General features: G+C 65.8%; 9 protein-coding genes. 4 read left to right on the forward strand and 5 right to left on the reverse strand.

Features of this window, described 5'->3' with window-relative positions; translation table 11 throughout:
- Positions 1 to 353: 353 nt before the first annotated feature.
- Together ASC68_RS15255 and ASC68_RS15260 are read left to right on the forward strand one after the other, a co-directional pair.
- Positions 354 to 1,598 (forward strand): ROK family transcriptional regulator, encoded by a 1,245-nt coding sequence (locus ASC68_RS15255; protein WP_055880864.1) that lies wholly within the window; start codon positions 354 to 356, stop codon positions 1,596 to 1,598.
- Between the two features lie 115 nt (positions 1,599 to 1,713).
- The gene (locus ASC68_RS15260; protein WP_082528198.1) at positions 1,714 to 3,897 is read left to right on the forward strand and encodes an EAL domain-containing protein; all 2,184 of its coding nucleotides are present in this window, start codon (positions 1,714 to 1,716) and stop codon (positions 3,895 to 3,897) included.
- 95 nt (positions 3,898 to 3,992) lie between these two features.
- Here ASC68_RS15260 and ASC68_RS15265 read toward each other — a convergent pair whose 3' ends face one another.
- The gene (locus ASC68_RS15265) at positions 3,993 to 4,991 is read right to left on the reverse strand and encodes a DNA topoisomerase IB (RefSeq protein ID WP_055880866.1); all 999 of its coding nucleotides are present in this window, start codon (positions 4,989 to 4,991) and stop codon (positions 3,993 to 3,995) included.
- Positions 4,992 to 4,998: 7 nt separating this feature from the next.
- Positions 4,999 to 5,172 carry a hypothetical protein gene (locus tag ASC68_RS28695; RefSeq protein WP_156387347.1) on the reverse strand — a complete coding sequence of 58 codons (174 nt, stop codon included), beginning with the start codon at positions 5,170 to 5,172 and terminating at the stop codon, positions 4,999 to 5,001.
- A 120-nt stretch (positions 5,173 to 5,292) separates the two neighbouring features.
- On the opposite strand from ASC68_RS28695, the gene ade reads away from it, so the two are divergent.
- On the forward strand, positions 5,293 to 7,005 hold the full coding sequence (ade, locus tag ASC68_RS15270) for an adenine deaminase (protein WP_055880869.1): 1,713 nt from the start codon (positions 5,293 to 5,295) through the stop codon (positions 7,003 to 7,005).
- Positions 7,002 to 8,645: a CocE/NonD family hydrolase gene (locus tag ASC68_RS15275; protein WP_055880871.1), complete on the forward strand. Its 1,644-nt coding sequence runs from the start codon at positions 7,002 to 7,004 to the stop codon at positions 8,643 to 8,645. The genes ade and ASC68_RS15275 overlap by 4 nt, the downstream gene beginning before the upstream one ends.
- Positions 8,646 to 8,999: 354 nt before the next feature.
- Here ASC68_RS15275 and ASC68_RS15280 read toward each other — a convergent pair whose 3' ends face one another.
- The 3 genes from ASC68_RS15280 to ASC68_RS15290 all read right to left on the reverse strand — a co-directional run bounded on the left by ASC68_RS15280 (position 9,000) and on the right by ASC68_RS15290 (position 13,938).
- A complete protein-coding gene (locus ASC68_RS15280; protein ID WP_055880874.1) occupies positions 9,000 to 11,159 on the reverse strand; it encodes a malate synthase G in 2,160 nt (719 codons plus the stop codon).
- Between the two features lie 254 nt (positions 11,160 to 11,413).
- Positions 11,414 to 12,721 (reverse strand): guanine deaminase, encoded by a 1,308-nt coding sequence (gene guaD, locus ASC68_RS15285; RefSeq protein ID WP_055880877.1) that lies wholly within the window; start codon positions 12,719 to 12,721, stop codon positions 11,414 to 11,416.
- Complete coding sequence (locus ASC68_RS15290) at positions 12,718 to 13,938, reverse strand: urate hydroxylase PuuD (RefSeq protein ID WP_055880880.1); 1,221 nt, start codon at positions 13,936 to 13,938, stop codon at positions 12,718 to 12,720. Before ASC68_RS15290 ends, guaD begins: the two co-directional genes overlap by 4 nt.
- Between the last annotated feature and the right edge of the window lie 105 nt (positions 13,939 to 14,043).

Below are 14,043 nucleotides of genomic sequence, written 5' to 3' on the forward strand. Positions count from 1 at the left end.
CAGCTTCAGATAGCTAAGTCCCATGTAGTCCTCCCAAGAGTTCGATAATTGTCATTCCGGTCCACCGGCGTTTCGCCGCTCCTCAGGACCGTTGGAACAGGGTCGTCGAGCCGCCTCCGCGAGACGCTCCTCCCCGAACCGGAGGCGATATTCAGCGCAACCTTTGCGGCCTGTCAATAAATTAATCCACTTGATTTATTAATTGACAGAGGGGGCATGAGGGATAATCCTTTCGTTCGGGAGGGGGTGAGAACCCCATGTAATCGATTGCCGTTTCGGCTCCGGCGTGGCTTTTGTGCCCACGACGGAGAACGGACGAATTGTCAACAAATGCAGTTGCGAGGTCGGGAGTCGTGGTCACCGGGCCGACAAGCAGGGAAGCCGCCCGCAAGCCGGGCGCCGCCAGTCGCGGCACCAATCAGACCGGCGTACGGCTCTACAACGAGCGCCTGGTGCTGTCGCTGATCCGTCGCCACGGCGACCTGCCCAAGGCCGACATCGCGCGCATGACCGGGCTCTCGCCGCAGACCATCTCGATCATCACCAATGCGCTCGAAGCCGACGGGCTGCTGCTGCGTGGCAAGCCGCTGCGCGGCAAGGTGGGCCAGCCGCTGGTGCCCTATTCGCTGAACCCCGAGGGGGCGCTGAGTTTCGGGTTGAAGATCGGCCGGCGCAGCGTCGATCTCTACCTGATCAACTTCACCGGCCAGATCCTCAAGCTCCTGCACAAGACCTACCCCTACCCTACCCCCGACAGCGTTCGCGAGTTCGCCCGCGCCGGCATCGACGAACTGCTCAGCGGGCTGCCGGCTGCGCTGACCGCCCGCATCGCCGGCCTCGGCATCGCCGCCCCCTACGAGATGTGGACCTGGCACGAGGAGATCGGCGCGCCCAAGCCCGAGATCGATGCCTGGCGACAGGTCGATGTGCGCGCCATGATGGCCGAGATCTGTCCCTGGCCGGTGTATTTCGCCAACGACATCACCGCTGCCTGCGCCGCCGAACTGATGTTCGGCAGCGGCGCCGACCACATCGACTACCTCTATGTCTTCATCGGCTCGTTCATCGGTGGCGGCCTGGTGCTGAACGGGCATCTGTTCCCCGGGCGCACCCAGAATGCCGGAGCGCTCGGCTCGATGCCGGCGCCCGACCCGGGGCACGTCGTGCCGCCGGGACGCACCCCACAGCTGATGAACGTCGCCTCGATCTACGTGCTGGAGCGCGAGCTGCTGGCCATCGGCCGCAACCCCGAGATCCTCTGGCAATCGCCCGATGATTGGGGCGACGATCTGGGCGAGGCGCTGGACCGCTGGATCGACGAGGTGGCCGAAAGCCTTGCCTATTCGATCGTCGCCGCCATCGCGGTGATCGACGTCGAAACCGTGCTGATCGATGGCGCCTTCCCCACTCATGTGCGCAGCCGCATCATCGCCCGCACCGAGGCGGCTGTGGGCCGGATCAACCGGCAGGGCCTGTCGCCGTTCCGCCTGCTGCCGGGCAGCATCGGCAATGCGGCGCGCGCCATGGGCGGCGCCTCGCTGCCGTTACTCGCCAACTTCACCCAGGATCGTGAAGTGCTGTTCAAGGACAATGCTTGAAATAGCGAAGCCGGCGGTGACTTGATCCGATCAAATCTCGCCGCGACGTCAAACGGGTAACGAGTTCGAAAAGCTTGCCGGGCACAGTGACATAGTCCCTGCCCCGCAAGACCCGATGCTCAATACTCGTCGCGCCAAGTTCAGACGCACATTCTCGATGCTGGTGCTGGCCGCGTTCGTCGTGGTTTTCGCCATTGCCGCGACGCTGCTGGGCGGCTTCCTCTTGTGGTCGGCCGCCGAGATCGACGACAACGCCGTCAGCCGCCAGGCGCAGCGCGTCATCCACGCAGTCCAGGCGCAGCGCACCTTCACGCCCCGCGAACAGCAGAGCGTTGCGATCTGGGACGACGCGGTGCTCGCCGCGCGCGACCACGACGAAAACTGGCTTGAGAGCAATATCGGCAAGTGGATGTTCGAGTATTTCGGCCACGACGAGAGCTATGTGCTCGCCCCGGACGACGCTCCGATCTATGCCGCGATCGATGGGCGGACCCGTGGCACCGCCAGCTTCGACAGCCGGCGCGCCGCGTTGCAGCCGCTGGTCGACGACCTGCGAAAACTCACTGCCGCCGGCTACCTGGATGTGCCGCCGCATGTCGCCGACTACGTACTGGTCGATGGCCGCCCGGCCATCGCCAGCGTCATGCCGCTGGTCTCCGATTCCGGCAACCTGGCGCAGTCGGCCGGTCGCGAGGCGGTTCTCATCACCATCGTCAGGCTCGACATCGATTTCGAGCTCAGGATGATCGACCGCTACATGACCGAGGTGGGCCGCTTCACCACCGTCACCTCTGCGGCCGCCGATATCGAGGCCTTCCCGGTCACCAATCGTGCCGGCCGGATCGTCGCCTTCTTCGAATGGCTGCCCTATCGGCCGGGCCAGGAGCTGCTGCAGCGCACCGCGCCGGTGCTGATCCTGGCCTTCGTCTTCGTCTCGCTCCTGGTCTCGCTGCTGCTCTATCGGCTGCGGCGGGCGCTCAGGGCCCTCGAGTTCAAGCGCATCGACGCCGAACGGCAGGCCACCGAGGACGCACTGACCGGGCTGCCCAACCGGTTGAGCTTCGACCGCCAGTTCAACGGCCGGCTCGACGCCATCAAGCTGCGCGATCCGCCGACGGCGCTGCTGATGCTCGACCTCGACCGCTTCAAGCAGGTCAACGATACGCTGGGGCATCATGCCGGCGACGAGCTGATCCGCGCCGTGGCCGACCGCCTGCGTGCCGTACTCGGCCCCACCGACGTGCTGGCGCGGCTGGGCGGCGACGAGTTCGCCATTCTCCACACCTGCTATGCCGGCACGGTCGAGGTCGCGGCGCTGGCGCAGCGCATCGTCGACACCATCGCCAAACCGTTCCGGGTGCAGGGCAGCGACGCCTTTGTCGGGGTTTCGATCGGCATCGTGGTGGCCACATCAGGCCAGCGCGACAGCCACGAGCTGAGCCGTAAAGCCGACATTGCGCTCTACGAAGCCAAATCCGCCGGGCGCAACCGTGCCGCCTTCTACGAGGAGGCGATGGACGAGCAGGTGCAGAACCGGCACGTCATCGAAGCCGAATTGCGCGAGGCGCTGAGCAACCCCGGTCAGCTCTGGGTGGCGTTCCAGCCGCTCTGCGGCGATGCCGAGGAGATCGTCGGCGCCGAGGCCTTGCTGCGCTGGACCCATCCGCAGATCGGCATGATCCCACCGTCGCGCTTCATCGCCATTGCCGAGAGCACCGGGCTGATCGAGCAGTTGGGCGAGTTCGTGCTGCGCCGCGCCGCCGAGTTCGGCGCGCGCTGGCCCGGCCGCACCATTGCGGTCAATATCTCGCCGGCGCAGCTGCGTAACCCGACCTTTGCCGAGCGCGTCTTCACGCTGCTGGCCGAAACCGGCATGCGGCCGGCCGATCTCGAGATCGAGATCACCGAGGGCATCCTGCTCGACGACGAGTCGACTGCCGCCAACACCATCCGCAGCTTCCGCACCGCGGGGATCCGCATCGCGCTCGACGATTTCGGCACCGGCTATTCCTCGCTCAGCTATTTGAAGCGCTATCCGGTCGATCGCATCAAGATCGACCGCTCCTTCATCGCCCAGTTGTCGACCGCCAATGCGTCGGACGCCATCGTCCAGGCCATGGTGACGCTGGCCCATGCGCTGGATATCGAGGTCACCGCCGAGGGCGTCGAGACCGAGGAGCAGTTCCGGGCGCTCATCCGCATGGGCTGCAACACCTTCCAGGGCTACCTGTTCTCGCAGCCGCTGGCGCTGGACGACATCAACGCCCGCTTCGCCGAGCCGTTGCCAAGGGTGGCTTGAGCGGGCAGCGGGCTGGGGACCACGGGCAGCGCCACACCGCCCCCTCGCCCCTCCTAGGGGAGAGGGGACCCAAGAACTCCAGCTCCGATGAAACCCTACCCCGCCGCCTCCAGCACTGCCGCCAGCCGCACCTCACGCTGCCGGACGCCGTTGGCGCCGTCGCCGCCGGCGGCCCACAGCGCTGCCAGCCGCCCCTTGTCGAACAGCGCGTAAAGGCACGGCGCCACATAGCTCGCCCGGCTGATCGCCGGCGTGTTCTGCAGGAACGCCGCGACTTGCCTCGTCACCTCGGCCATCTGGCGCTTTCGCGCCGTCACCGATTCCCCCGGCTCCAGCTTGGCCAGGGCTTCCGCCGCCATGGCGCTGGCATGGAGGGTGCGAAAATCCTTGGCCGTCACCGTCACGCCCGCCACCTCGCGCAGGTAGCGGTTGAGGTCGTCGGTGCGCAGCGCCTTCGGCTTGCCGTCCTCGTCGCGATACATCAGCAGCCGGCGCCCGGGGATCGACTTCACCTTGTCGATCGCCGCCGCGAGCCGTGCATCGGCGAAACTGTAGCTCGCCCGCTTGCCGCTCTTGGCAGGAAACCTCACCTGCACCTCGTCGCCCGCGACAACCACGTCGCGGCTGTAGAGCGTGCCGGCGCCGCGCGTGCCGTGCGCATCGAGATAGCGTTCGCGCCCGACCCGCATCGCCGTGCGGTCGATCAGCGCCACGCCGAGCCCCAGGGCCAGTTGCTTGCTGCCCGCCTCGGCCTCGAGGTCGTCGCGCACCCGTCGCCGGATGCGCGGCAAGGCCGCAGTGAGCAGGCCCAGCTGCTGCTGCTTGTGCCGGACGCGGCGTGCCTCCCAATCCGGGTGATAGATGTACTGCAGCCGCCCCGCGGCATCGGTGCCGAACGCCTGGATATGGGCCCGCGGGTTGGCGGCGATCCGCACTTCCGTCCAGGCCGGTGGAATACCCAGACCACGGACGCGTTCGCGAATATCGGCGTCGCGGATCAACTCACCGGTCTCGTCGATATAGCCGAAGCTGCGGCCATGCCGCCGGCGGCGGATCGTCAGCTCGTCGCGGCTGACCCGCTTCAGTCGCACCACGGTCCGCTTACACGCCCGTCGTGGTGTTGGGCGGCGGGGCCATGACGTAGAACACCAGGTAGATCAGGCCGAAGGCGAGGACAATGCCGAGGATCGACCAGATCAGCACGCGGAAATTCATCAGCCGCCCGCTGCCCTGGCGAACTTCATTCGTGGATTTATGTGCATCATAGGTTCGCATCGCGCTACTCGCTTGCAGATGAATGTGAAAATCAACGCGTCGCGAGCACAGCCGTTCCGTCCCCACTTGACCGTGACGGGCTGAGCGCAGACGTTGGGACATGCAGATCACGGCCGCGTCATGACCATTTCCCCCGAACTTCTCACCCGCATGATCAAGGCGGGAGCCGGCGAGATTCCGGCCGATGTGGTGATCAAGAACGTCCGGCTCCTCGACGTGATCTCCGGTTCGGTCACCCACACCGACATCGCCATCGTCGCCGACCGCATCGTCGGCACTTACGGCTATTACAACGGCAAGACGCTGATCGAGGGCGAGAACCGCTTCGCGGTGCCCGGCTTCATCGATACGCACCTGCACATCGAATCCTCGCTGGTGACGCCGTTCGAGTTCGATCGCTGCGTCTTGCCGCATGGCGTCACCACGGTGATCTGCGATCCGCACGAGATCGCCAACGTGCTCGGCGCCGATGGCATCCGCTATTTCCTCGAGTGCGCCGAGCGCACCGTGATGGATATCCGGGTCAACCTCAGCTCCTGCGTGCCGGCAACGCCGCACGAAACCTCAGGGGCGCGGCTCGAAATCGCCGACCTCGAGAAGTTCCGCCACCACCGCCAGGTCATCGGCCTCGCCGAGATGATGAACTATCCGGGAGTCCTCGCGGCCGATCCGGGGATCATCGCCAAGCTCGTGGCGTTCCAGGGTGAGCATATCGATGGCCACGCCCCGCTGGTCACCGACCTCGCGCTCAACGGCTACCTCGCCGCCGGCATCCGCACCGACCACGAGTCGACCACCGCCGTGGAGGCGCGCGAGAAGCTCAGCAAAGGCATGGCGATCCTGATCCGCGAGGGCTCGGTCTCGAAGGACCTCGAAGCCCTGGCCGAAATCCTCGATGCCAATACCTCGGCCTATGTCGCGCTCTGCACCGATGATCGCAACCCGCTCGATACGCTCGAAGAAGGCCATCTCGATTCCTCGATCCGCCGGCTGATCGGCCGCGGCCGACCGCTGCATCACGTCTATCGCGCTGCCTCGCATTCGGCCGCCCGCATCTTCGGACTGAAAGACCGCGGCCTCGTCGCCCCCGGCTATCGCGCCGATATCGCGCTGCTCGACGATCTCGAGGGCTGCCGGGTCGCCGAGGTGATCACCGCCGGGCGGCTGGTGCGCCCCGCGCTGTTCGAGGCTCGCCAGCCGGTGCCGCCGGTCGGCCTCGCCTCGATGAAGGCGCAGCGGGTCGGCCCCTCGACCTTCATCGTGCCGCCCAATCCGCGGCAGAACGAAACCCCGGTTATCGCGGTGCGGCCGGGGCTGATCCTCACCTATCGCGAGACGGCGACGCTGGAAGTCTCCGACAAGGGCACCCTGCCCGACATCGAGAACGACGTGATCAAAATCGGCGTGATCGAACGGCACGGCATCAACGGCAACGTGGCGCTGAGCTTCACCAAGGGGTTCGGGCTGAAGCGCGGCGCCATTGCCTCGTCGGTCGGCCACGACAGCCACAACATCACCGTGGTCGGCGCCGATGACGAAGACATGGCCGTGGCGGTGAACCGGCTGATCGAGCTGGGCGGCGGTTTCGCCGTCGCCGATGGCGGCCGCGTCACCGCCGAGCTGGCGCTGCCGATTGCCGGGCTGATGAGTCTGCTCAACTTCGAGACGGTGGCCGATAAGCTGCATCACCTGCGCCAGGCCGCCTACGACCTCGGCTGCACCCTGCCCGAGCCGTTCCTGCAGGTGGCCTTCCTCGCCCTGCCGGTGATCCCGCATCTGAAGATGACCGACCGGGGGCTGTTCGACGTGGACAAGTTCGACTTCGTCAAATGAGCTTTGCCAGCCGGTTTCTTGCCGACCTCTATAAGCTGCCCAGGCGCAAATGCGGCATCGTCCGCACCCGCAACATCCGGGTGCCGATGTATGACGGCGTGGCGCTGGCGACCGAGCATTTCGCGCCCAAGCTGCCCGGCAAGCACCCCACCATCCTGATGCGCGAGCCCTATGGGCTCTCCGGCTTTGCCACCATCGGCGAAGTCTATGCCGAGCGCGGCTTCCATGTCGTGCTGCAGGCCTGCCGCGGCACCGACAAGTCGGAAGGCCAGTTCGACCCGTTCGGGCACGAGCGCGACGACGGGCTCGCCACCATCGACTGGATCAAGGCGCAGCCCTGGTTCGATGGCCGCCTCGGCACCTCTGGCCCGAGCTATCTCGGCTATGCGCAATGGGCGATCTGCGACGCGCTGCCCAAGCAATCCGCCATGGCGATCAAGGTCACCAGCGCCGAATTCCGCTCCATCGTCTTTCCCGGCGGCGGGTTGGCGGTCGGGCTGTGGCTGAGCTGGATCCAGACGGTCGAGGGCCTCCGCGGCAACCCCATGCGCACCGCGCAGCGCATGTTCACCGGCGGCATCGAACGCACCACGCTCCGCGCCACCATGAAGCTGCCGTTGCGCGATGCCGATAAGCGCGTCACCGGCCGCGAGGTGCCGTTCTGGCGCCGCTGGATGGACGAGGCGATCGGCAACGACGCCTTCTGGCAGCCGCTCGACCACACCCACCGCATCGGCGCCCGCACCCCGCCGGTGAGCTTTACCTCGGGCTGGTACGATTTCATGCTCGACCAACTGCTGCGCGATTACGCCACGCTCGTCGATGCCGGCCACACCCCGCAGCTGACGGTTGGCCCCTGGTTCCACGTCAGCCCGGACCTGCAGATGGAGAGCGTCAAGCAGACGCTCGAGTGGATGAACGCCAAGCTGCTCGGCGACGCCACGAGCCTCCGCGCCAAGCCGGTGCGGCTCTACATTTCCGGGCTCGGCGAATGGCGCGAGTTCGACAGCTACCCGCCGGTGCAGGCGGACAACCAGATCTGGCACATCCACCCCGAAAAAGTGCTGTCGCAGCGCCCGGTCCGCGCCTCGGCGCCCGATACCTACACCTATGATCCCGCCCATCCGACCCCGTCGGTCGGCGGCGCCATGTTCGCCTTCAACGGCGCCGGGCCGGTCGACAACGCGCCGCTCGAAAAGCGCGACGACGTGCTGGTCTATACCTCCGAGCCGCTGTTCAACCCGATCACCATCCTCGGCCAGGTGCGGATCGCGCTCCATGCGCGCTCGACCCTCCCCAACACCGATTTCTTCGTGCGGCTCTGCGATGTCGACGAAAAGGGCCTGTCGACCAATATCTGCGACGGCATCATCCGCAAGACCTCGGCCGATCCGGCGGTCGCCGACGATATCTGGAAGCTGAACTTCCGCATGCACGCCGCCGCCCACCGCTTCAACCGCAACCACCGGCTGCGCGTCATCGTCGCCAGCGGCGCCCACCCCCGCTACGCCCGCAACACCGGCACCGACGAGGCGCTCGGCGAAGCCTCCCACCTCGCCTCAGCGGATATCGAGATATTTCACGACCCGGCGCACCCGAGCGCCATTCATCTGCCGGTGGTGGAGTTGGATCGGGTTTAGGTCGCTAAGGCCCGCAGTCAGACCCCTCGCCCCTGAGGGGAGAGGGTAGTGGAGCTAGGACCGAAGGTCCGTAGCGGAACTTGGGTGAGGGGTTCAGCTTTTCAGAGAGCGCTTGTTGAGCCGCTTCACCCCTCAACCGGCGCTTCGCGCCACCTTCTCCCCTGAGGGGAGAAGGGAAGTGGGTTCAACCACCAAACTCCCCACACCCACCGGCTGTCATCCCAGCGAAAGCTGGGACCCAACTCGCCGCAGCGCAAGTGGATGAATGGGTCCCAGCTTTCGCTGGGATGACACCGAGTGTGATGAAACGGCGGTGGGCCATCAGCCTCTTCTCAGAGGTAGAGGTAGCCGAAACTACACCCCCGCCTTAACCCGCTCCCGCGCTGCATGGAGGATCGGCTCGGTATACCCCGACGGCTGCACCGCGCCCTCGAGCGCCAGGTCGAGCGCCGCCTGATAGGCTATCGACGTGCCAAAATGCCCAGCCATCGGCTGGTACAGCGGGTCGCCGGCGTTCTGGCCATCGACCACCGCTGCCATCTTCTCGAAGGAGGCGCGCACCTCGGCTTCGCTGACCAGCCCGTGCTTCAGCCAGTTGGCCACGGCCTGCGAGGAGATGCGGCAGGTGGCGCGATCCTCCATCAGCCCGACATTGTTGATATCGGGCACCTTGGAGCAGCCGACGCCCTGGTCGACCCAGCGCACCACATAGCCCAGAATGCCCTGCGCATTATTGCCGAGCTCGCGCAGCACCGCTGCCTTGTCGAGCGTCGAGGCATCCAGCACCGGCATCGAGAACAACTCGCCAAGGCCGGGTGTCGCCTGGTTGTGCCGGCGCTTCTGCGCCTCGAACACATCGATCTGGTGGTAGTGCAGCGCATGCAGCGTCGCCGCGGTCGGCGACGGCACCCAGGCGGTGTTGGCGCCGGCATTGGGGTGCGCGGCCTTACTCGCCAGCATCGCCGCCATGTCGTCGGGCCGCGCCCACATGCCCTTGCCGATCTGCGCCTTGCCGGAGAAGCCGGCGGCAAGCCCGATCAGCACGTTGCGATCCTCATAGGACTGGATCCACTTCTCGGCCTTGACGTCGTCCTTGCGGAGAACGGGGCCAGCCAGCATCGAGGTGTGGATCTCATCGCCGGTGCGATCGAGGAAGCCGGTATTGATGAAGAACACCCGCTTGCGGGCGGCATGGATGGCGGCCTTGAGGTTAGCCGAGGTGCGGCGCTCCTCGTCCATGATGCCGATCTTGATGGTCTCGGGCTTCAGCCCCAACACCTTCTCGACCGCACCGAATATCTCGCAGGCGAAGGCGACCTCGTCCGGCCCGTGCATCTTGGGCTTCACCACATAGATGGCGCCGGTGGTTGAGTTGACCTTGTCACTGAGCGCGCAGAGCGCGGTGATCGCCGCATCCATCAGCCCTTCGCCGATCGGCTGTCCCTGAGGGTCGAGCACGGCTTTGGTGGTCATCAGGTGCCCGACATTGCGCACCAGCAGCAGCGCCCTGCCCTTCAGCGTGAGCGGCTGGCCGCTGACATCCTTGTACTGCCGGTCGGCATTGAGCTTGCGGGTGAGCGGTTTGCCGCCCTTTTCGAAGGTCTCGCTCAGCGTACCGTTCATCAGCCCGAGCCAGTTGCGATAGACCCCGACCTTGTCCTCGGCATCCACCGCCGCCACCGAATCCTCGCAGTCCTGGATGGTGGTCAGCGCAGACTCGACGATCAGGTCGCTCAGGCCCGCCTTGTGCGTCGCCCCGATCGGGCTCTTGGGATCGATAATCAGGATGACGTGCAGGCCATGGTGGCGCAGCACCAGCTCGCCGCGCTCCTGCGTCCCGCCATAGCCGACGAATTGCGCGGGGTCTTTGAGGTTCACACGGCCGGCCGCGGTATCGACGACGAACACGCGACGCTCGCCGTCCTTGACCACATGATAGCCGGTGACGTCGCTATGGCTGGCCGAAGCCAGCGGGAATGAGGCATCGAGGAACTCGGCCGCCCGCGCCACCACCGCTGCAGCACGCGCCGGGTTCAGCCCCTTACCGGGCGCCAGCTCGCCCTCGCGCGAGATCGCATCGGTGCCGTAGAGCGCGTCATAGAGGCTGCCCCAGCGGGCATTGGCGGCGTTCAGCGCATAGCGCGCGTTCGACACCGGCACCACCAGTTGCGGGCCGCAGATCGAGGAAATCTCCGGGTCGAGCCCGCTGGTCTCGATGGTGAAATCGGCCGGTTCGGCAACGAGGTAGCCGATCTGCTTGAGGAACGCCTGGTATTTCGCCGGGTCAGCGCCGACCGGCCCGTTGGCCTTGTGCCAGTCATCAACCTCGGTCTGGATCCGGTCGCGGATCGCCAAGAGCTCGCGGTTGCGCGGCGCGAAATCCCGCACCAACCCGGCGAGCCCAGCCCAGAACTGCTCGGCCGATACGGCGGTGCCGGGAATGGCTTCCTGCTCGACGAAATCCACCAGCAGCCGATCGACCTTCAGGCCGGATTTCTCGATGTAGTCAGCCATGTCAGTTCCTTCGTTCATTCCCCGCGCAGGCGGGAACCAGTGGGATATACCGCCGCGCCAGCGCGCGTCGACCCCCACCCCTCCCCGCAAGGGGGGAGGGAGACCAAAACACTGACGCCGGTGTGAGCGTCTCCCTCCCCATTCTTAGGGGGAGGGGACAGGGGTGGGGGTCGGCTCGCATCCGGGTAACCGTCATGCCCACCGCAGCACCCCAGCGCAATCCCCCAAACAGCGCAATCGGCGTCACCTTCGGATCAAGCGGCGAGTGCCGATTTCATCGGCTTGCCCATCACGTAGGTTTCGACCACCGCCCGGTCGTCGCCGCAGGTCTGCAGGAGGAACAACTCTTGCTCGAGCGAGCCGCAGGTCTCCATGCGGAGCGCCATCTGCGGCGTGGCGCTGGAGTTGAGCACCACGATATCGGCTTCCTTGCCCGGCTCGAGCGAGCCGACGCGGCCCTCGAGGCTCATCGCCCGGGCATTGCCCAGCGTCATGTGGAAGAACGAGCGGAACGGGGTCAGCCGCTGGCCGCGCAGCTGCATCACTTTATAGCCTTCGTCCATGGTGCGGAGCATCGAATAGGAGCTGCCACCGCCGACATCGGTGGCGGTGGCGATGCGCACGCCGCGCTCATGCTGGCGCTCATAGTCGAACAGGCCCGAACCGATAAACAGGTTCGAGGTCGGGCAGAACACCGCCACCGAACGGGTCTCGGAAATCACCTCGGTTTCGCGATGGCTCAGGTGAATGCAGTGGCCGAGCAGGGTTTTCGGCCCGAGCAGGTGGAACTTCTCGTAGATCCCGACATAGTCACCATAGTTCGGGAACAGCTCGTTGGCATAGGCGATCTCGGCGAGGTTCTCCGAGACATGCGTCTGGATGTGGAGGTCGGGAAACTCCCGCGCCAGCGCCTCGGCCATCGCCATCTGCTCATGCGTCGAGGTGATGGCGAAGCGCGGCGTGATGGCATAGTGCGCCCTGCCCCGCCCATGCCACTTGGCGATCCCGGCCTTGGTGTCGTCGTAGCCGGATTGCGGCGTATCGAGCAGCCCGGGCGGCGCGTTGCGGTCCATCATCACCTTGCCGCCCACCATCAGCATGTTGCGCTTTTCGGCCTCGCCGAAAAACGCATCAACCGATTGCGGATGCACCGAGCAATAAACCGCCGCCGTGGTGGTGCCGTGCCGGACCAGTTCGTCGAAGAAGCGCGAGGCGATGCGGGTCGCATGCGCATCGTCGCCGAACCGCTGCTCCTCGACGAAGGTGTAGGTGTTGAGCCACTCGAGCAGCGCCGCCGCATAGGCGCCGATCACCTGCATCTGCGGGAAATGGATATGCGGGTCGATGAACCCGGGCAGGATCAGGTTCGGGCGGTGATCGATGATCTGGGCGGCGTCGTGGTGCGACGCGGCGCGCTCGTTCCACTCCCCGACCATCAGGATCTTGCCGTCGCCGATCACCACCGCGCCGTCTTCGAGGTAGCGATAGGAGCTGTGGTCGTCGCGGCCCTGCGGCTCCGCAACGAAGCTCAGTACGCGCCCACGGAGGATAGTGATCTTCACTGCCCGTCCCCGCGGAACCACGCCACCAGCAGCGCCCGCTCGTCGTCGGTCATGTCGGTGACATTGCCCGGCGGCATGGCGTGAGAATAGCCGGCCTGGATCGCCACCTGTTCGGCGTGGTTGGCGATGGCAATGTCATTGTCGAGAATGACGTTCTTGGGCGCCTCGGCAATGCCCTCCCAGACCGGCTCAGCGGTGTGGCACATGCTGCAGCGGCCCTGCACCACCTCGGACGCCGCCTTGAAATGCGGCGACTGCATCAAGAGCGTTGCCTGCGGCGACGCCACGGTCTCGGCCCCGGACGGCAGCTTCGGCCCGCTCGACAGCCAGGCGCAGAGCAGGAAAATCACGATCACCAGCGGCCACACCCAGGTCGGGTTGCCCTTGCGGCCATGTCTTGTGTTGAAGAAGTGCCGGATCAGCACGCCCTCGAGGAAGATCAGCGAAGCGATCAGCCAGTTCCACGGCGTGGCGAAGGCCAGCGGGTAATGGCTCGACAGCATGAAGAAGATCACCGGCAGGGTGAGGTAATTGTTGTGCAGCGAGCGCTGCTTGGCGATCTTGCCGTATTTGGCGTCCGGCACCCGGCCGGCCTTGAGATCCGCCACGACGATCTTCTGGTTGGGGATGATGATCATCGCGACATTGGCCGCCATGATGGTCGCGGTGAAGGCGCCCATATGCAGCATGGCGGCGCGGCCGGTGAACACCTGCGTATAGGCCCAGCTCATCGCCGTGAGGATGGCGAACAGCACCACCATCAGCCCGCCGGTCGAGTTGCCGATCGGCGATTTGCAGAGCGTGTCGTAGAGCACCCAACCGAGAACGATCGAGCCGAGCGAAATCAGGATCGCCTGCCAGGCCTGCAGATCCAGCACATGCCGGTCGACGAGGAACAGGTCGGCGCCGAAATAGTAGACGACCACCAGCAGCATGAACCCGGAAATCCAGGTGAAATAGCTCTCCCACTTGAACCAGGTCAGGTGCTCGGGGAGGAAATCCGGCGCCACCAGGTACTTCTGGATGTGGTAGAAGCCGCCGCCATGCACCTGCCACTCCTCGCCATGCGCCAAGGGCGGCAGGCTCGGTGTCTTGCGCAACCCCAGGTCCAGCGCGATGAAGTAGAAGCTGGAGCCGATCCAGGCGATGGCGGTGATCACATGCGTCCAGCGCACCGCGAAACTCAGCCACTCCCAGAAGATTGCGTAGTCGGTCATCGCTTTGGTCGTCCTTAACTTAACTTCGCTCGACACGCGACTGGCGTCGCGGGAAAGCTCGTCCGTCCTTCCGGTCACGCCACTCGCTTGGCGCCCCTCACCCTG

It is taken from the genome of Devosia sp. Root105 (assembly GCF_001424865.1).
GTDB lineage: Bacteria > Pseudomonadota > Alphaproteobacteria > Rhizobiales > Devosiaceae > Devosia_A.

Coding starts and splice junctions, on each gene's coding strand:
- ASC68_RS28695 (WP_156387347.1), bottom strand. CDS start 5,172: ATGCGAACCTATGATGCACATAAATCCACGAATGAAGTTCGCCAGGGC.
- ASC68_RS15290 (WP_055880880.1), bottom strand. CDS start 13,938: ATGACCGACTACGCAATCTTCTGGGAGTGGCTGAGTTTCGCGGTGCGC.
- ASC68_RS15275 (WP_055880871.1), top strand. CDS start 7,002: ATGAGCTTTGCCAGCCGGTTTCTTGCCGACCTCTATAAGCTGCCCAGG.
- ASC68_RS15280 (WP_055880874.1), bottom strand. CDS start 11,159: ATGGCTGACTACATCGAGAAATCCGGCCTGAAGGTCGATCGGCTGCTG.
- ade (WP_055880869.1), top strand. CDS start 5,293: ATGACCATTTCCCCCGAACTTCTCACCCGCATGATCAAGGCGGGAGCC.
- ASC68_RS15260 (WP_082528198.1), top strand. CDS start 1,714: ATGCTCAATACTCGTCGCGCCAAGTTCAGACGCACATTCTCGATGCTG.